The organism is Rhizobium sp. NPDC092011 (assembly GCF_044756305.1).
Lineage (GTDB): Bacteria > Pseudomonadota > Alphaproteobacteria > Rhizobiales > Rhizobiaceae > Rhizobium.
Window position 1 is genome coordinate 1 of sequence record NZ_JBIVSO010000024.1, and the last position, 17537, is coordinate 17537.

General features: G+C 61.0%; 18 protein-coding genes. 11 read left to right on the plus strand and 7 right to left on the minus strand.

Annotation, left to right across the window (positions count from 1 at the left end; all coding sequences use genetic code 11):
* The 9 genes from infB to ACIQJ2_RS36125 all read left to right on the plus strand — a co-directional run.
* Nucleotides 1–2692, plus strand: a 2692-nt coding sequence (gene infB / locus ACIQJ2_RS36085; RefSeq protein ID WP_400746744.1) for a translation initiation factor IF-2, incomplete at its 5' end; no start/stop codon positions are given.
* An 89-nt stretch (nt 2693–2781) separates the two neighbouring features.
* Complete coding sequence (locus ACIQJ2_RS36090) at nt 2782–3390, plus strand: hypothetical protein (protein ID WP_400677328.1); 609 nt, start codon at nt 2782–2784, stop codon at nt 3388–3390.
* A 68-nt stretch (nt 3391–3458) separates the two neighbouring features.
* Entirely contained in the window at nt 3459–3866 is a 408-nt protein-coding gene (gene rbfA / locus ACIQJ2_RS36095; RefSeq protein WP_199150039.1) for a 30S ribosome-binding factor RbfA, read from the plus strand.
* Between the two features lie 12 nt (nt 3867–3878).
* On the plus strand, nt 3879–4811 hold the full coding sequence (gene truB, locus ACIQJ2_RS36100) for a tRNA pseudouridine(55) synthase TruB (protein ID WP_400677331.1): 933 nt from the start codon (nt 3879–3881) through the stop codon (nt 4809–4811).
* Between the two features lie 191 nt (nt 4812–5002).
* Nucleotides 5003–5854: an alpha/beta fold hydrolase gene (locus tag ACIQJ2_RS36105; protein WP_400677333.1), complete on the plus strand. Its 852-nt coding sequence runs from the start codon at nt 5003–5005 to the stop codon at nt 5852–5854.
* Between the two features lie 153 nt (nt 5855–6007).
* A complete protein-coding gene (gene rpsO / locus ACIQJ2_RS36110; RefSeq protein ID WP_047635766.1) occupies nt 6008–6277 on the plus strand; it encodes a 30S ribosomal protein S15 in 270 nt (89 codons plus the stop codon).
* A 175-nt stretch (nt 6278–6452) separates the two neighbouring features.
* Nucleotides 6453–6593 carry a hypothetical protein gene (locus tag ACIQJ2_RS36115; RefSeq protein ID WP_199150042.1) on the plus strand — a complete coding sequence of 47 codons (141 nt, stop codon included), beginning with the start codon at nt 6453–6455 and terminating at the stop codon, nt 6591–6593.
* 9 nt (nt 6594–6602) lie between these two features.
* Nucleotides 6603–8741 (plus strand): polyribonucleotide nucleotidyltransferase, encoded by a 2139-nt coding sequence (gene pnp / locus ACIQJ2_RS36120; protein WP_400677337.1) that lies wholly within the window; start codon nt 6603–6605, stop codon nt 8739–8741.
* Nucleotides 8742–8959: 218 nt separating this feature from the next.
* Nucleotides 8960–9976: a class I SAM-dependent methyltransferase gene (locus ACIQJ2_RS36125; RefSeq protein ID WP_199150044.1), complete on the plus strand. Its 1017-nt coding sequence runs from the start codon at nt 8960–8962 to the stop codon at nt 9974–9976.
* A gap of 49 nt (nt 9977–10025) precedes the next feature.
* Here the strand turns inward: ACIQJ2_RS36125 and ACIQJ2_RS36130 are convergent, their stop codons facing one another.
* A complete protein-coding gene (locus ACIQJ2_RS36130; protein ID WP_400677341.1) occupies nt 10026–11234 on the minus strand; it encodes an acyltransferase family protein in 1209 nt (402 codons plus the stop codon).
* A 408-nt stretch (nt 11235–11642) separates the two neighbouring features.
* On the opposite strand from ACIQJ2_RS36130, the gene ACIQJ2_RS36135 reads away from it, so the two are divergent.
* Nucleotides 11643–12269: a DUF1287 domain-containing protein gene (locus ACIQJ2_RS36135; protein WP_199150046.1), complete on the plus strand. Its 627-nt coding sequence runs from the start codon at nt 11643–11645 to the stop codon at nt 12267–12269.
* Nucleotides 12270–12358: 89 nt separating this feature from the next.
* Here the strand turns inward: ACIQJ2_RS36135 and ACIQJ2_RS36140 are convergent, their stop codons facing one another.
* The 5 genes from ACIQJ2_RS36140 to fabA form a co-directional block, all read right to left on the minus strand.
* On the minus strand, nt 12359–12937 hold the full coding sequence (locus ACIQJ2_RS36140) for a GNAT family N-acetyltransferase (RefSeq protein WP_400677344.1): 579 nt from the start codon (nt 12935–12937) through the stop codon (nt 12359–12361).
* 34 nt (nt 12938–12971) lie between these two features.
* Nucleotides 12972–13322, minus strand: coding sequence for an HIT family protein (locus tag ACIQJ2_RS36145; protein ID WP_400677347.1), 351 nt, complete (start codon nt 13320–13322; stop codon nt 12972–12974).
* 97 nt (nt 13323–13419) lie between these two features.
* Nucleotides 13420–14226 (minus strand): enoyl-ACP reductase FabI, encoded by an 807-nt coding sequence (gene fabI, locus ACIQJ2_RS36150; RefSeq protein WP_199150049.1) that lies wholly within the window; start codon nt 14224–14226, stop codon nt 13420–13422.
* A gap of 4 nt (nt 14227–14230) precedes the next feature.
* On the minus strand, nt 14231–15454 hold the full coding sequence (gene fabB, locus ACIQJ2_RS36155; RefSeq protein ID WP_199150050.1) for a beta-ketoacyl-ACP synthase I: 1224 nt from the start codon (nt 15452–15454) through the stop codon (nt 14231–14233).
* A gap of 54 nt (nt 15455–15508) precedes the next feature.
* Nucleotides 15509–16024, minus strand: coding sequence for a 3-hydroxyacyl-[acyl-carrier-protein] dehydratase FabA (gene fabA, locus ACIQJ2_RS36160; protein ID WP_199092056.1), 516 nt, complete (start codon nt 16022–16024; stop codon nt 15509–15511).
* A 297-nt stretch (nt 16025–16321) separates the two neighbouring features.
* Here fabA and irrA point away from each other — a divergent pair, with 297 nt between their 5' ends.
* A complete protein-coding gene (irrA, locus tag ACIQJ2_RS36165) occupies nt 16322–16744 on the plus strand; it encodes an iron response transcriptional regulator IrrA (protein ID WP_199150051.1) in 423 nt (140 codons plus the stop codon).
* A 42-nt stretch (nt 16745–16786) separates the two neighbouring features.
* Here the strand turns inward: irrA and ACIQJ2_RS36170 are convergent, their stop codons facing one another.
* The gene (locus ACIQJ2_RS36170; RefSeq protein WP_400677352.1) at nt 16787–17422 is read right to left on the minus strand and encodes a trimeric intracellular cation channel family protein; all 636 of its coding nucleotides are present in this window, start codon (nt 17420–17422) and stop codon (nt 16787–16789) included.
* Nucleotides 17423–17537: the final 115 nt, after the last annotated feature.

Here is a 17537-nt window from a genome sequence, read left to right on the forward strand (position 1 = left end):
TGCATCGGGTAAGAAGACCCTCACCCTGAAGCCTTCAGGCGTGAACCAGGGCACCGTGCGCCAGGATATGGGCCGCGGTCGCACCAAGGCGGTCGTGGTTGAGACCCGCAAGCGTCGCCCTCTACGCCCAGAAGACGAAAAGCCGATCATTGGTTCGACGACGACTGCCGCAGCGCCATCGGTGACGCGGGTTGCAGAACCGACACCGCAGCCGCCGCGTCCGCCGCAGCCGGCTCCGCGCATTCATCAGCCCGGTGGCCAGCAGCAGCGGCCGGGGCAGTCCAACCAGAGCCATCAGCAGCGCCCGCAGCAGGAACGCTCGTCGCGCCCGGTGGTTTTGAACCATCTGTCCGCCGATGAAATGGATGCCCGCCGCCGCGCACTCGCCGACGCCCAGGCCCGCGATGCCGCGGACGCCGTGCGCCGTGCCGAGGAAGAAGTGCGCCGCCGCCAGGAAGAAGAGGCACGCCGCATCGCCGAGGAGGCCGAAGCTGCCCGTCGCGCCGCCGAAGAGGCCGCCCGCGCCGCTGAAGCCAAGGTAGAAGCGCCCGCCGCAGTGGAAGCACCGAAGCCGGCCGCACAGCCAGCTGCGGCCCCTGTCGTCGCGCGCCGTCCGGATTCGGCTCCGCAGCCGGCACGTCCTGGCGCTCCTGCCACGGAAGCACCTGCCAACCGCCGCCGTGTCAATGAAGAAGAGAGCGACCGTGGCCCACCGCGCGGCGCTCCCGCACGCGGCAAGGTCGTGCGTCCGGAACCGGCAAAGCCGGTCACGACGCGCCCGAAGACCGAGGACGAACGCCGCCGCGGCAAGCTGACGGTCACGACGGCCAATGTCGACGACGACGGCAGCGCTCGCGGCCGCTCGCTTTCGGCCATGCGCCGCCGCCAGGAAAAGTTCCGCCGCAGCCAGATGCAGGAAACGCGCGAAAAGATCTCGCGTGAAGTCATTCTGCCTGAGACCATCACCATTCAGGAACTGTCGCAGCGCATGTCCGAACGCGCCGTCGACGTCATCAAGTACCTGATGAAGGAAGGCCAGATGATGAAGCCGGGCGACGTCATCGACGCCGATCTGGCCGAACTCATCGCCGGCGAATTCGGCCACACGGTCAAGCGCGTTTCGGAATCCGACGTCGAACAGGGCATCTTCAACGTTGCCGACGAGGAAGGCGAACTGGTTTCGCGTCCGCCCGTCGTCACAATCATGGGTCACGTCGACCACGGCAAGACCTCGCTGCTCGACGCTATCCGCCATGCGAACGTGGTGGCCGGCGAAGCCGGTGGCATCACCCAGCATATCGGTGCCTATCAGGTCGAGCAGAACGGTCAGAAGATCACCTTCATCGATACTCCTGGCCACGCCGCCTTTACGGCAATGCGTGCCCGCGGCGCCCAGGCGACAGATATCGCGATCCTGGTCGTTGCAGCCGATGACAGCGTGATGCCGCAGACGATCGAATCGATCAACCACGCCAAGGCGGCGGGTGTTCCGATCATCGTGGCGATCAACAAGATCGACAAGCACGAAGCCAACCCGCAGAAGGTCCGCATGGAACTGCTGCAGCACGAAGTCTTCGTCGAATCCATGGGTGGTGAAGTGCTCGACGTGGAAGTATCCGCGAAGAACCGCACCAATCTCGACAAGCTGCTCGAAGCCATTCTCCTGCAGTCGGAAATCCTTGACCTCAAGGCCAATCCGAACCGCACGGCAGAAGGCACCGTCATCGAAGCTCAGCTCGATCGTGGTCGTGGCTCCGTCGCCACGGTCCTCGTTCAGAAGGGCACGTTGCGTCCCGGTCAGATCGTCGTTGCCGGCGACCAGTGGGGCCGCGTGCGCGCACTGATCAACGACAAGGGCGAGCATGTGAAGGAAGCAACGCCGGCAACGCCGGTCGAGCTTCTGGGTCTGTCGGGCACACCGGCGGCAGGCGACAAGTTCGCCGTCGTCGAAAACGAGAGCCGTGCCCGCGAGATCTCCGAGTACCGCCAGCGTCTGGCCCGCGATAAGGCCGCTGCCCGCCAGTCCGGCCAGCGCGGTTCGCTCGAACAGATGATGACCCAGCTGCAGACCGTCGGCGTGAAGGAATTCCCGCTGGTGATCAAGGGCGACGTGCAGGGCTCGATCGAAGCCATTGCCGGAGCGCTCGACAAGCTCGGCACCGACGAAGTCCGTGCCCGCATCGTCCATTCGGGCGCAGGCGGCATCACCGAGTCGGATATTTCGCTCGCAGAAGCTTCGAATGCGGCCATCATCGGCTTCAACGTTCGCGCCAATGCACAGGCACGCCAGTTCGCAGAGCGCGAAGGCATCGAGATCCGCTACTACAACATTATCTACGACCTGGTGGATGACGTGAAGGCAGCGATGTCGGGCCTGCTCTCTCCGGAGCGTCGCGAAACCTTCCTCGGCAATGCCGAGATCCTCGAGGTGTTCAACATCACGAAGGTCGGCAAGGTCGCGGGTTGCCGCGTTACGGAAGGCAAGGTCGAGCGCGGCGTCGGTGTTCGCCTGGTGCGCGACAACGTCGTCATTCACGAAGGCAAGCTCAAGACGCTCAAGCGCTTCAAGGACGAAGTCTCGGAAGTCAACATGGGCCAGGAATGCGGTATGGCCTTCGAGAACTACGAAGACATCCGCGTCGGCGATACGATCGAGTGCTTCCGCGTCGAGCATATTACGCGCACGCTGTAAGCAATCCTTCGATTTGCGAGATATCAAAACCGCCGGCTATGACCGGCGGTTTTTTATTGGAGCCGAGCGAGCAAGGATGAACTGCTGCCATGACCACAGGGTCTGAAGATCACGATTCAGTCACCGTTTCCTTCGTGCGCCAGCCCGACGAACATGTCGCGGTGATGCTGCGGGCAGGCAGACGCATGGCGCGCCGCAGTCCGCAGAAAGCCCAGAACGAGGTGGGATGGTTCTTCATATCGGCGATTACAGTCGGCGCGGGCCTGCCGGTTCTTTTCTATCTGCTAAGATGCTATGTGTATGTTCCCGTGTTCGGACTATCGCCTTCCATCCACGAAGCCGACATCGCGATTATATGGCTTGTGCCTTCCTTGATGGTCTACGCCCTCATTCTGGTTTACTCCCGCTGGGCAATGCGACGACGGCGGGCAGCAATGCATTCACGCATTCGGCCTGGCGTCACGATCACCGTGACCGCCAATGCGGAGGGCGCGTCCTGGGCGTCGACCGATACGAAGATCTGGCTCGGCTGGAGCGAGATCGTCAATATCAGCCGCGCCGACGGGCGGATCGAGTTCGATCTCGAATCCTTCGTCACCTATATTCCAGCCTCGGCTTTCTCCGATCACAAGGCACAGGATGCCGCATTCGCAAGGATTCTCGGCTTCTGGCGGGCCGTAAACCCTGTCCAGCCTTGACCTTTGCGCCGGATCGAGTCATTTGACCCCCTTTATCGCGTCCACGGGACGCTGCTAACGGAACAACCATGACCAGACCAACTTCTTCCGCGCCTTCGCAGCGCATGCTTCGCGTCGGCGAGCAGGTGCGCTCAGCGATCACGCAGGTTCTGCAGCGTGGCGAAGTGCGCGACGACCTGATCGAGCGCACCGTAATCTCCATCTCCGAAGTGCGCATGTCGCCGGATCTGAAGATCGCCACCGCCTTCGTGACCCCGCTCGGCGTCTCCGACCACGGCGCCGTCATCGACGCGCTGAACCGCCATGCGAAATATATTCGCGGCCGTCTCGGCCCGCAGCTCCGGCAGATGAAATACATGCCGGAAGTCCGCTTCCGCGACGATACGAGCTTCGACAACTACCAGAAGATCGATGCATTGCTGCGCTCGCCCGAGGTCAGCCGCGACCTCGAAGACGACAACGACCAAGATCAATAACAGAGACAGAGAATGTCCAAGCCACGCAAGCCCAAGGGCCGCCCGATTTCGGGCTGGCTCATCCTCGACAAGCCAGTCGATTTCGGTTCGACCGAAGCCGTTTCCAAGATCAAGTGGCTATTCAAGGCCCAGAAGGCCGGCCATGCCGGTACGCTCGATCCGCTCGCCTCCGGCATGCTGCCGATCGCGCTCGGCGACGCCACCAAGACGGTTCCCTATGTCATGGACGGCCGCAAGATCTACGAATTCACCGTGACCTGGGGTGAAGAACGCGCCACCGACGATCTCGAGGGCGGCGTAACCGCCAATTCCGACCAGCGTCCGAGCGAAGACGATATCCAGGCGTTGCTGCCGAAATATACCGGCGTCATCAATCAAATCCCGCCGCAGTTCTCCGCCATCAAGATATCAGGCGAACGCGCCTACGACCTCGCCCGCGAAGGCGAAACGGTCGAAATCCCCTCGCGCGAAGTGGAAATCTTCCGCCTGACGTTGCTGGCCTGCCCGGATGCGAATACGGCGCATTTCGAAGTCGAATGCGGCAAGGGCACCTATGTGCGGGCGCTCGCCCGCGATTTCGGTCGCGAGCTCGGCTGCTACGGCTACATTTCCGGCCTGCGCCGCAGCTTCGTCGCGCCCTTTGCCGAGGAGACGATGGTGCCGCTCGCCGCTCTGGTAGCACTGGAAGCGATCGAGGATGCCGACGAGCGGCTCGCCGCTCTCGATGCTCTGCTGATCGACACGGCGGAAGCCCTATCGTCGCTACCGCATCTCGTCATCAACGACGATCAGGCGCACCGCCTGAAGATGGGCAACCCGATCCTGGTTCGCGGCCGCGATGCGCCCGTCGCGGAAACCGAGGCCTATGCCACGGCGCGCGGCAAGCTGATTGCCATCGGCGAAATCGGCCAGGGCGAGTTCCGCCCCAAGCGCGTGTTCGTCTGACCTTCAATCAGCCGGGAGAGCCGGCTACAGCGTCGGCCAAAAAATCGGAATCGATTTTCGGAAAGCCTGATGCGTAGAGTAAGAGATAGAGCGCCGCGTTTCCTTGGGAAGCACGGCGCTCTATTGCCGGGTAACGGCGATGCGATATGCTTCCCGACGGGCCGCCACGGCCCGTTCAAAAGGGGGCAAACATGCGCAGAGTTGCATTCGGAATACTTGCATTCCTTTCCCTGTTTATGACCGTTGCGAGCGCCCAATCCGCCGAGCGATGGGCTGGGCTACCGCCATTTCCGCCAATGCCGCAGCCGAAAACGAGCGGCATGGCCGATGTCAACGACATCAAGATGTACTATGCCGAATATGGCGAGGGTGACCCGATCCTCTTCATCCATGGCGGGCTCGGAAATGCCGACATATGGGGCCGCCAGGTGGCCGATTTCGCAAGGGATCACCTGGTCATCGTCGCCGACAGCCGTGGTCATGGCCGCTCGACGCGCAGCCAGCAGCCCTTCGGCTATGACCTGATGACGTCAGATTACGTCGCGCTGCTCGACTATCTGAAGATCGGCAAGGTGACGCTCGTCGGATGGTCTGACGGCGGCATCATCGGCATCGACATGGCGATGAAACATCCAGAAAAGCTGACGCGCGTGATTGCCCAGGCAGCCAATGTCACGACGGACGGCGTAAAACCCGATGTCATGAACAACAAGACCTTCAACGATTACATCAATGTCGCTGGCGACTATTACAAGAAGCTGTCGCCGACGCCGAACGAATACGATGCCTTCGTCAACCAGATCTCGCAGATGTGGGCGACCCAGCCGGCATGGACGGCAGCCGACCTCGGAAAGATCACGGTGCCGGTGACGCTTGCCATCGGCGACCATGACGAGGCGGTCAAGCTCGACCATACCCAGATGATGGCGAAGGAGATCCCGGGGGCAAAGCTCGTCATTCTGAAGGATGCCAGCCATTTCGCCATGTTGCAGGATCCCGAGGGCTACGATGCCATGATCCGGAACGCGATGGCAGGGCGCTGAAAACCGGCTCAGGGAGAAGCCTCTTTCCATTGGCGCTCATTTGGTTTATAGGCAGCGCCAGCATCGGGCATGCCTGATTGCATTCGCGGCCAATGCTGGACGACATCCCGGCGTTTGGCGACTTTAATTTCCTCTCATAGAAAGGACTATCCGATGTCGATCACTGCTGAGCGCAAGGCTGCGCTGATCAAGGAATATGCGACCGTCGAAGGCGACACCGGTTCTCCGGAAGTCCAGGTTGCGATCCTGACCGAGCGCATCAACAACCTCACGGACCACTTCAAGGACCACAAGAAGGACAACCACTCCCGTCGTGGCCTTCTGACGATGGTTTCCAGCCGGCGCTCGCTTCTTGACTATCTCAAGAAGAAGGACGAAGGCCGTTATACCAAGCTGATCACCAGCCTCGGTATCCGCCGCTAATAGAATTTCCGGCGGGCGTTCACCTGAACGTCCGCCGGATGCTTATGAAGGGTATGAACCCTTGAGACCAGCTTCCCTCGCGCCCTGTGTCTGCGCGATGCGAAGCTGCCGGCAGCCCGGATGGGCCGGCGCTGCCAACAACAACCGTTGACCTGTCATGGGGCAGGATTGCCGGATGCTTTCAGCCGAAGCTTCGCGCTTCGGCCTGATTTCGAAAGCCTCTCGTTGTCTTGCCCGTGATGCGTCACATTTCGTGCGGTTGAAGATGCGCCTTGCCGAAATCGTCGGCGACGGCGCCTTTTCCCGCACAATGTAAGGACAAGATATGTTCGATATCCATACCGTCGAAATCGAGTGGGCAGGCCGCCCGCTGAAGCTCGAAACCGGCAAGATCGCCCGTCAGGCTGACGGCGCCGTCGTTGCCACCTACGGCGAGACCGTGGTTCTTGCCACCGTTGTTTCGGCCAAGTCGCCGAAGCCGGGCCAGGACTTCTTCCCGCTCACCGTCAACTACCAGGAAAAGACCTACGCAGCCGGCAAGATCCCCGGCGGCTACTTCAAGCGCGAAGGACGCCCGAGCGAAAACGAAACCCTCGTTTCCCGCCTGATCGACCGCCCGATCCGCCCGCTTTTCCCGGAAGGCTACAAGAACGACACGCAGGTCGTCGTCACGGTCATCCAGCATGACCTCGAAAACAATCCCGACATCCTGTCGATGGTAGCAACCTCCGCAGCGCTTACGCTGTCGGGCGTTCCCTTCATGGGCCCGGTCGGCGGCGCTCGCGTCGGCTACATCAATGGCGAATACGTGCTCAACCCGCATCTCGACGAGATGGACGAATCGAGCCTCGATCTCGTCGTCGCCGGCACGCAGGACGCCGTTCTGATGGTTGAGTCGGAAGCCAAGGAACTGCCTGAAGACGTCATGCTCGGCGCAGTCATGTTCGGTCACCGCGGCTTCCAGCCTGTTATCGACGCGATCATCAAGCTCGCTGAAGTCGCTGCCAAGGAACCGCGCGATTTCACGCCGGAAGATTATTCCGAACTCGAAGCCGAGATGCTCGGCATCGCCGAAGCCGAACTGCGCACCGCCTACAAGAACACGCAGAAGGCTGAGCGCTACGCTGCCGTCGACGCCGTCAAGGCAAAGGTCAAGGCACACTTCTTCCCGGAAGGCGTAGAGCCGAAGTATTCCGCCGAAGTCATCGGCGCCGTCTTCAAGCACCTGCAGGCCAAGATCGTTCGCTGGAACATCCTCGACACCTCGAGCCGTATCGACGGCCGTGACCTGTCGACCGTTCGCCCGATCGTTTCGGAAGTCGGCCTTCTGCCGCGCACGCACGGTTCGGCGCTGTTTACCCGCGGTGAAACGCAGGCAATCGTCGTCGCCACGCTCGGCACCGGCGAAGACGAACAGTATGTCGACAGCCTGACCGGCATGTACAAGGAGCGCTTCCTGCTCCATTACAACTTCCCTCCCTACTCGGTTGGCGAAACCGGCCGCATGGGTTCCCCGGGTCGTCGCGAAATCGGTCACGGCAAGCTCGCATGGCGCGCTATCCGCCCGATGCTGCCGACGGCTGAACAGTTCCCCTACACGCTGCGCGTCGTCTCCGAGATCACCGAGTCCAACGGCTCGTCCTCGATGGCAACGGTTTGCGGCACCTCGCTCGCTCTGATGGACGCCGGCGTCCCGCTGGCCAAGCCGGTTGCCGGCATTGCCATGGGTCTGATCCTGGAAGGCGAACGCTTCGCCGTTCTCTCCGACATTCTCGGTGACGAAGACCACCTCGGCGACATGGACTTCAAGGTCGCCGGCACTGCCGACGGCATCACCTCGCTGCAGATGGACATCAAGATCGCCGGCATCACCGAAGAGATCATGAAGGTCGCTCTCGGCCAGGCACAGGGCGGTCGTACCCACATCCTCGGCGAAATGTCCAAGGCAATCACCGAAAGCCGTGGCCAGCTCGGCGAATTCGCACCGCGGATCGAAGTCATGAACATCCCGGTCGACAAGATCCGTGAAGTCATCGGCTCGGGCGGCAAGGTCATCCGCGAAATCGTCGAAAAGACCGGCGCCAAGATCAACATCGAAGACGACGGCACCGTCAAGATCGCCTCGTCCTCCGGCAAGGAAATCGAAGCGGCCCGCAAGTGGATCCACTCGATCGTTGCTGAGCCGGAAGTCGGCCAGATCTACGAAGGTACTGTTGTGAAGACCGCCGACTTCGGCGCCTTCGTCAACTTCTTCGGCGCCCGCGACGGCCTCGTCCACATTTCGCAGCTCGCTTCCGAGCGTGTTGCGAAGACACAGGACGTCGTCAAGGAAGGCGACAAGGTCTGGGTCAAGCTGCTCGGCTTCGACGAACGCGGCAAGGTTCGCCTGTCCATGAAGGTCGTCGACCAGGCTACCGGCCAGGAAATCGCCGCCGACAAGAAGAAGGACGACGCAGCCGAATAAGCTGCGCCTTCATTCAGGTTCCGGGGCGCGGGATTCGTTTCCGCGCCCCTTTTATATTGAAGAGGCTGGCAATTTCGGTTTTCCCGAAGCTTTGTGCCCGGCCCCTCACCCTAGCCCTCTCCCCGTCCGAACGGGAGAGGGCTAGGATGAGGGGCAAGCACAGGGACAGATACCTGCCCGCAGGCCCAACCAACGAAACAAAAAACGAGACCGCACCCATGAGCCGCGACGCCCTGAAGACCCTTTTCCATCCCTTTGCCTCCGGCACCGTTGACGCGCCCGGCGAGGGCCAGCGGATCCTGTTTCTCGGCGCCGAAGCCGGCTTTGCGCTGCCTGGGGACTTTGCTGCCGAGCTTTCCGCCGTTCAGGGCTTCCGCCCCTTCTATCGCCAGCTGCAGGCGCAGCGGATCAATGTGACGCCTGAGATCGAGGGCGCTGATTATGACGGCGCGCTGGTGCTTTGCGGCAAGCATAAGGGCGAGAACGAAGGCAATATTGCCGAAGCGCTTTCGCGTGTTAAGGAAGGCGGCCTCATCGTCGTCGCCGGCAGCAAGGAAGACGGCATTCAGCCATTGCGCAAGCGCCTCGAGGGTTTTGGTCTCACGGTTGAGCACATGCCGAAATATCACGGCGTCGCCCTTTGGTTCTCCCGCCCCGCCGACGTCAAGGCACTGACGGCACCGCTGACAAAGTCGGAAACGCGCGTCGAAGACCGCTTCACGACGACGGCCGGCATGTTCTCGCACGACCGGATCGATGCCGGTTCGGAGCTGCTTGCCTCGCGCCTGCCGACAGACTTTTCCGGCGATGCCGCCGACTTCGGCGCCGGCTGGGGTTATCTCTCGGTCGAGCTTGCGACCAAATCGCCGAGGATCGCCCGCATCGACCTCTACGAGGCCCACTACGGCGCTCTGGAGGCCGCCCGCGCCAATCTGCTGGCAAACTGCCCGAAAGTCGCTCAGCGCTTCTTCTGGCACGATCTGGCGAGCGAGCCGGTCAAGGACAAATACGACCTGATCGTCATGAACCCGCCCTTCCATGAGGGTCACGCCGCCGAGCCTTCGCTGGGGCAGGCGATGATCAAGGCGGCAGCCTCGGCTCTGCGCGGCGGTGGCCGCCTGATGCTGGTTGCCAATCGCGGCCTGCCCTATGAGCCGGTATTGGCGGAAAGCTTCAGGGAGCATGGCGAGACCTGCCGCAACGCCCGCTTCAAGGTGCTCTGGGCGAAGAAGTAGTCACAAAGGCGGCCATTGGCCGCCTTTTTCGTGCGGGGAAACGGATGGCTCAGCGCGATCGCTGCACCAGACGATCGCGCAGATGCAGGAAGCTTCTTTCGACCAGGAACCAAAGCGCCGCCGCGACGATGAAGCACGTGGCAAGATAGATCACGAAACCGGACAGGCCCTGCAGGTTCTCCCTGCCAAACACCATCCTGTCGAGATGGTAGACGCCCTTGTGGGTCAGGTAGAGGCTGTAGGATAGTGTTGCGATGCCCGTGACGGCAGGCATATGCAAACGCCCGATCTTAGGCTGCAGATCCAGCAGCGCACCCAGAACGAACGCCACACCCGCCGAAAATAGCGGAAACCCGACAACGGCCCCCGAAAGAGACTGCAGGACGAGCGGCAGATTGGTCTCTGCGAACGGCCCTCGCCCAGAGAAGATCATGAGCGCGGCCATGACCAGGATGACCCCGATGACGAGGGCGATATAGGGCGGCATATAGCGCCCCCACAGCAATGGCCTGAACAGCCTGACAGCAGCCAGAGCGACGCCGAAGGTCAGGCCATCAAGCCGATTATATGTCGGATAATAAACATCCCGCAGATAGGCCGCGAAGGCTTCCCTGTAGTCACCTGCCCCGGCCGGCAGGCCGACCTGACTTTCCCATATCGTGAACCGCAGGCCCATGCCGGCAACCATGATCGCGGCGATCGCAAATAGGAGGAGAGCCACCGTTACCCTGCGTCTCAGAAAAAGAACGAGAACCGGCAGGGCGAGATAGAAATGCTCCTCGACGCTCAGCGACCAGGCTTCCGTAAAGGTTCCGCCATAGCGCGGATCAAGCCCGAAATTGACGGTGAAGGTGAGGAACCGCCAGACCGATTGCATCGTCGGCGCATCGCGAAGCGACGGAACGAAGGTGTAGAGGGCAAGTACGACGAGGAACGCCGGCAGGATGCGAAATGCGCGACGCAGGTAGAAGCCCTTGAAATCCACGCGGCCGGTGCGCGCGACCTCCGCCATCAATTGCGTGCCGATGAGATAGCCGCTGAGCACGAAGAATATGTCGACGCCGATCCAGCCATAGGGCCTGATGCCGACAAGCGGCAGCGGGGTCGCCTCGGCCGGCAGATGCACCAGCATGACCAGCAGGATAGCGAGCGCACGCAGCAGATCCGGCCCGAGCGCCCTCGTGCCGACGACGGTAAGCGATGTCGTCTCAGCCGATGGCCCGAGCGGTCTGGAATTGGCAACAGTTATGGTGTTCACGGCTGGGGTTCCCGTAAATGGTCAATGAACGCCGATGGACATGCTGGCAATACTGCTGAATGCGCTGGATGTATCGGAATTCCGGCCGGCCGTAACGGGCCATCCCCGGCAAGATAGAATTAACCTAAAATTTTCGTAAAATTTTATCGAATGCGGGTTAACGCGGCCGATTCGTTGCCTTTGCCGTCCCTTCGAGTTCCGCATGCTCCGAGCGCTGAGCCTTGGGTATATACGCAATCCCGGACGCGGAAAACCGCTGCGCACTTTTCCTGGAATTGCTTTCGAAGCGAGCCGCCCTCAAAATTCCACCGACGCGTGAACTACACATAGATTCGCCTCGTTTCAAAAGGAGGCTCCCCCTCGGATTGAAGAGGTTCAGGCCACGGCCGTCGTAAGAAGGGGAAACGAATGATTGAAGTCACGCGCCGCGCGGCGCTGCAAAGTGGTCTTATGGCCCTGGTCTCGACAATGCCTTTGGCGAGCAGAGCCGCCATGGCTGCGCCGGCGTGGCCGTCATCTCTGGTGCAGGCGGCGAGAACGCAGATTGGCGTTACCACACGTTACGATCCCACCTATGTCAGACTTGCCTATCCAGGCGGAGATGTACCCCCCGATCGCGGTGTTTGCACCGATGTCGTCATCCGTGCCTATCGTCAGGCCTTCGGACTCGATCTGCAGAAACTGCTGCACGAGGACATGAAGGCCAATTTTGCAGCCTATCCCAAGGCATGGGGCATGAAGGCGCCCGATCCGAATATCGACCATCGCCGCGTCCCTAATCTGGCCGCCTATTTCACGCGGCGGAAAGCGGCGCTGTCATTGACCGAGGATTTCGCGACCTATCACCCCGGCGACCTCGTCACCCAGATGCTTCCGGGCAATCTCACCCATATCGTCATCGTCTCGTCGAAAACGTCAGCCGAAGTGCCGGGACGGCCGCTGGTCATCCAGAACATCGGCGCCGGGGCAAGCGAGGATGACACCCTGTTTGCCTATCAGCGGACGGGACATTATCGATTCGCGCCCGTCGCCTGATGCGCATATGACGGACGGCAATAGCTATGGTTGTCTTGCACGTTCCGGACGGAAAGCGCTGCGCACTTTCCTCGGGCGTCCGTTGGCAACTACCGCGATCCGGTCAGACTTCTCTCGGACCACTCTTGCCGCAGGATGGCATAGACATATTCGTCCCCCCAAATGCCGTTGAAGCGGTCATTCTGGACAAGGTGCGCCTCGCGCCGAAGGCGGAGCCGCTCTACGACACCGACGGAGCCAATATTCTTGGCATCCAGCCGCGCGAAAATCCGATGGAAGCCGAAGCTTTCAAAGCCAAGAGTAATGACGGCCTCGACTGCTTCCGTCGCATATCCCTTGCCGCCATAGGCCGGATTGAAGACATAACCCACTTCGGCCTGCAGGGCCGCCTTGTTGGCGAGGATCAGGCCAACATCGCCCAGCAAGGCGCCGTCATCCCGCCGAACGACCGCACAGCGCAAGTAGTCGCCATTGTCAGAGAAAGATGCGCTCAAGCTTGCATCGAAGCGCTCCCTCAACACCTCTGGCGAAGGCGGATCGCGATAAAGGAAGCGGTAGACCGACGGCATGCAGCGATAGGCGCTATAGGCCTCAAAATCCTCCGCAACGAACTTGCGAAGGACAAGGCGGTCGGTGGAGGCAAGGCATTCGGTGTCAGTCGATGTCATAGGCTATCCTGAATGTCTTTGGCGGCATCAGCGCTCAGCCGGGTCTCGCCGCAGGCAAATCCCCCTCACCCGGCCGGCGCGGAATAAGATGGACATGGGCATGAAAGATTTTCTGGCCAGCTGCATGGCCGATATTTGACCCGAAATTGAATCCGCTCACGGACGGATCCTCGCCGACGATCGCTTCCCGGCACAGCAGAGCGAGATCGTGGATGGCTTCCCGCTCGCTTGCGTCCGTTGCGAAAATATCCGTCACATGGCGCTTCGGAATGATCAGCGTGTGTAATGGCCGGACCGGGAATTTGTCCCTGATCGCAAAGGCCGAGGGATTTTCGGCAAGGATGGTCAATTCCCCTGTACGGCAGAAGATGCAGTTCTGATGCAATAGCCGCCCCCCAACAAAAGCTTAGGGCCGCACGCGGCGGCCCCAAAATTACTACAGAATTTCCAGGCGCTGAGATAGCTCAGTCCCGATAACGGGTTTATTCCGCATCCGCGTTCGACAGCGCTTCCAGCGTCGGCATCGAGGTGATGTTGTAGCCGGCGTCGACGAAATGAATTTCGCCGGTAACGCCCGCCGACAGGTCCGACAGCAGGTAGAGCGACGACGAGCCGACCTGATCGATGGTAACAGACTTGCGCAACGGCGCGTTGCGCTGGTTCCACGACAGTATGGCGCGGGCATCGGAAATTCCGGCGCCGGCCAATGTGCGGATCGGGCCGGCGGAAACGGCGTTGACGCGGATGCCGCGCGGGCCGTAGTCGGCGGCGAGATAGCGGACAGACGCCTCAAGCGCCGCCTTGGCGACGCCCATGACGTTGTAGTTTGGGATCACGCGCGTCGAGCCGTTATAGGTCAGCGTCAGCATGCTGCCGCCTTCCGTCATCAATTCGGCGGCGCGCTTGGCGACCTCGGTGAAGGAGAAGCAGGAAATCACCATGGTGCGGGTGAAGTTGTCCCGCGTGGTGTCGGCATAAAGCCCCTTCAACTCGTTCTTGTCCGAAAAGCCGATGGCGTGAACGATGAAATCCAGCTTGCCCCAGCGTTCCCTAATCGCCGAGAAGACGGCGTCGACGGAAGAGAGATCCTCGACATCACACGGCAGAAGGAAATCCGAACCGACTTCGGCTGCAAGCGGCTTGACGCGCTTGCCGAGTGCATCGCCCTGAAACGTGAAGGCCAGCTCCGCGCCTTCGGCAGCGAGCGCCTTTGCAATGCCCCAGGCAATCGAATGATTGTTTGCGACGCCCATGATGAGCCCGCGCTTACCCTGCATGATTCCCGTCATTGCCTTATCCGTTGTAGCGCTGGAATACGAGCGTGGCGTTGGTGCCGCCGAAGCCGAAGGAATTCGAAAGAGCGATGTCGATCTTGGCGTCGTCGATGCGCTTGCGCACGATCGGCACGCCTGCGAATTCCGGATCGAGTTCGGTGATATGGGCGCTTTCACCGATGAAGCGCTCCTGCATCATCAGGATCGAATAGATCGATTCCTGTACGCCGGCCGCACCGAGCGAATGGCCCGTCAGCGACTTTGTCGACTGGATCGGCGGGATCTTGTCGCCGAACACTTCGCGGATCGCACCGATTTCCTTGCTGTCGCCAACAGGCGTCGAGGTGCCGTGGGTATTGATGTAGTCGATATCGCCCTTCACCGTGGCAAGCGCCTGGCGCATGCAGCGCACGGCACCCTCGCCCGACGGCGCGACCATGTCGTAACCGTCCGAAGTAGCACCGTAGCCGACGATTTCGGCATAGATCTTGGCGCCGCGAGCCTTGGCATGCTCAAGCTCTTCCAGAACCAGCACGCCGGCGCCGCCGGCGATGACGAAACCGTCACGCTTGGCGTCATAGGCTCGCGAGGCTGTTTCCGGGTGGTTCTCGTTGAAGTCGGAGGACATGGCGCCCATGGCATCGAAGAGGTTCGACATGGTCCAGTCGAGATCTTCATGGCCGCCGGCGAACATGACGTCCTGCTTGCCCCACTGGATCATTTCAGCGGCGTTGCCGATGCAATGCGCCGAGGTCGAGCAGGCAGACGAGATCGAGTAGTTGACGCCGTGGATCTTGAACCAGGTCGCAAGCGTCGCCGAGGCGGTCGAGGACATAGACTTCGGCACGGCAAAGGGGCCGATGCGCTTCGGGCTGTTGTTCTTGCGGGTGATGTCGGCAGCTTCGATCAGCGTGCGGGTCGACGGGCCGCCGGAGCCCATGATGATGCCGGTGCGCTCGTTGGTGATGTCGCCTTCCTCAAGACCGCTATCCGCGATCGCCTGCTTCATGGCGACATGGTTCCAGGCGCCGCCCTGCGACAGAAAGCGCATGGCGCGGCGATCCACCAGATCTGTCGTATCGATCTTCGGAGCGCCCCAGACCTGGCACTTGAAGCCGTGCTCGGCGAAATCGGGAGAGAAAGAAATACCGGACTTGGCTTCGCGCAGCGAGGCAGCCACTTCCTGAGCATCATTTCCGATCGAAGAGACAATACCCAGACCCGTAACAACTACCCGTCTCATATCGATGACCTTTTCTTAAACAGTCTGTCTTGGTGGAGGCGGCAAAGCCGCAAATCAGGCAACCTTGTCCTTGGACAGGCCTACACGCAGGTCCGTCGCCTGATAAATCGTCTCGCCGTCGGCCTTCAGCCAGCCATCGGCCGTGCCCAAAACCAGGCGGCCGCGCATGACGCGCTTGAAGTCGATGCCGTATTCGAGAAGCTTCGTGTCCGGGCGAACCATGCCCTTGAACTTCACTTCGCCCGTGGAAAGCGCCATGCCGCGGCCGGGCTCGCCGAGCCAACCGAGGAAGAAGCCGGTGAGCTGCCACATGCCGTCGAGGCCGAGGCAGCCGGGCATGATCGGATTGCCGGCGAAATGGCAAGGGAAATACCAGTCATCCGGGCGCACGTCGTACGCCGCGCGGATGAAGCCCTTGTCGAAGGCGCCGCCGGTCTCGGAAATTTCGGTAATGCGATGGACCATCAGCATCGGTGGCAGGGGAAGCTGTGCATTGCCGGGGCCGAACAGCTCGCCGCGGCCGCAGGCCAGGATTTCCTCGTAATTGAAGCTGGATTGTCTCGTCGTCATAAAAATTCCGTTTCCCCCGCAGGAATGCCGATGGATTTGAAGCTTTAGTGCAAGATGGATGGAAAATGAAGCGAAAGCATTGCAGCTTCATTCATCCTTCCGATCGAACGCACTAGCCCTTATGTGGTGGTCGCATACAGGAACGCCAGAGCCGCTACCAGAGCCAAATGCGGCAAAAGCCCGATTTTTCCGGCTTTTGAGCACCTTCCCACCCCATTGAAACTATTGAAAGCAATCAAGGCAAAAGTTATATGGCTTAGTAAAGATTTATAGAGATCAGGAATCCGGAGTCCCTGAATGGCGGAAGAAGCCGAAATCGCGATCGAGAGCAGGCTGCGCAATGTAGGCCTAAGGCCGACCAGGCAGCGGATCGCGCTGGGTGATCTTCTTTTTGCCAAAGGCAATCGTCACCTGACCGTCGAAGAGCTTCACGAGGAAGCCGTAGCCGCGGGTGTTCCCGTCTCGCTCGCGACCGTCTACAACACGCTGCATCAGTTCACGGAAGCCGGCCTGATCCGCGTGCTCGCTGTCGAGAGCGCCAAGACCTATTTCGACACCAACGTCTCCGACCACCATCACTTTTTCGTGGAAGGTCATAACGAGGTGCTGGATATCCCGATCAGCAATCTGACGATCGGGAACCTGCCTGAGCCGCCTCCCGGCATGGAAATCGCCCATGTCGACGTGGTGATCCGCCTGCGCCGCAAGCAGCAGCGTTAGGCCGTCGTCCGCCCGAATGTGCGTGGGGCAAAACGACTTGTCCTACATGACGTCATCCGGATGCCGGCCTGGCTTGTGGCGGTAGGTCGGAAAGGTCCAGCCAAACCAGAGTGCACCGCCCCGCACCGCAAAAGCGGCGGCAACGCCGAGCCCTGCCGATACGAAGAGAGGCAGGGTCGTCGCATTGGCCGCGGTGAAGACGCCGGCGCCGACGATGGATGCCGTCACATAAATTTCCGGCCGCAGCAGCACCGAAGGCTCATTTGCCAGAAGATCGCGCAGGATACCGCCGAAAGTTGCCGTCAGCGTGCCGGTGACGATGGCGACCGTCGGCGAGCCCGTTGCCGCCATGCCCTTGGCGGCACCCATCACGCAATAGGCCGACAATCCCACCGCATCGAGCCAGATCAGCAGTCGGTAACGTGATTCGAACAGATGCGCCGTGAAGAAGAACAGCACGCCGACGATAGCGCAGATGATGATGTAGGTCGGGTTCAGCACCCAGAAGACCGGAACGCGGCCGAGAATGATATCCCGCAGTGTGCCACCGCCGATGCCGGTCACTGCGGCAAAGAACAGGAAACCGATCAGATCGAGCTGTTTGCGCGACGCGGCCAGCGCGCCGGTGGCGGCAAAGAGGGCGACGCCGACATAATCAAGAAACGAGAGAAGCGACATCGGGAACTCCAACGGGGCGTCGGCTGTGATTTTTACGAAATGAATCATGAGCGCAAGGGCCGCGCAAGCAGGCGTGTGCAAACATGTCGCAGCGGCTGCGGCGACCAAGGCGACC

Coding starts and splice junctions, on each gene's coding strand:
- fabB (WP_199150050.1), bottom strand. CDS start 15,454: ATGAGACGGGTAGTTGTTACGGGTCTGGGTATTGTCTCTTCGATCGGA.
- fabI (WP_199150049.1), bottom strand. CDS start 14,226: ATGACGGGAATCATGCAGGGTAAGCGCGGGCTCATCATGGGCGTCGCA.
- ACIQJ2_RS36125 (WP_199150044.1), top strand. CDS start 8,960: ATGAGCCGCGACGCCCTGAAGACCCTTTTCCATCCCTTTGCCTCCGGC.
- irrA (WP_199150051.1), top strand. CDS start 16,322: ATGGCGGAAGAAGCCGAAATCGCGATCGAGAGCAGGCTGCGCAATGTA.
- ACIQJ2_RS36170 (WP_400677352.1), bottom strand. CDS start 17,422: ATGTCGCTTCTCTCGTTTCTTGATTATGTCGGCGTCGCCCTCTTTGCC.
- rpsO (WP_047635766.1), top strand. CDS start 6,008: ATGTCGATCACTGCTGAGCGCAAGGCTGCGCTGATCAAGGAATATGCG.
- truB (WP_400677331.1), top strand. CDS start 3,879: ATGTCCAAGCCACGCAAGCCCAAGGGCCGCCCGATTTCGGGCTGGCTC.
- ACIQJ2_RS36135 (WP_199150046.1), top strand. CDS start 11,643: ATGATTGAAGTCACGCGCCGCGCGGCGCTGCAAAGTGGTCTTATGGCC.
- fabA (WP_199092056.1), bottom strand. CDS start 16,024: ATGACGACGAGACAATCCAGCTTCAATTACGAGGAAATCCTGGCCTGC.
- rbfA (WP_199150039.1), top strand. CDS start 3,459: ATGACCAGACCAACTTCTTCCGCGCCTTCGCAGCGCATGCTTCGCGTC.
- ACIQJ2_RS36140 (WP_400677344.1), bottom strand. CDS start 12,937: ATGACATCGACTGACACCGAATGCCTTGCCTCCACCGACCGCCTTGTC.
- pnp (WP_400677337.1), top strand. CDS start 6,603: ATGTTCGATATCCATACCGTCGAAATCGAGTGGGCAGGCCGCCCGCTG.
- ACIQJ2_RS36105 (WP_400677333.1), top strand. CDS start 5,003: ATGCGCAGAGTTGCATTCGGAATACTTGCATTCCTTTCCCTGTTTATG.
- ACIQJ2_RS36090 (WP_400677328.1), top strand. CDS start 2,782: ATGACCACAGGGTCTGAAGATCACGATTCAGTCACCGTTTCCTTCGTG.
- ACIQJ2_RS36115 (WP_199150042.1), top strand. CDS start 6,453: ATGCTTTCAGCCGAAGCTTCGCGCTTCGGCCTGATTTCGAAAGCCTCT.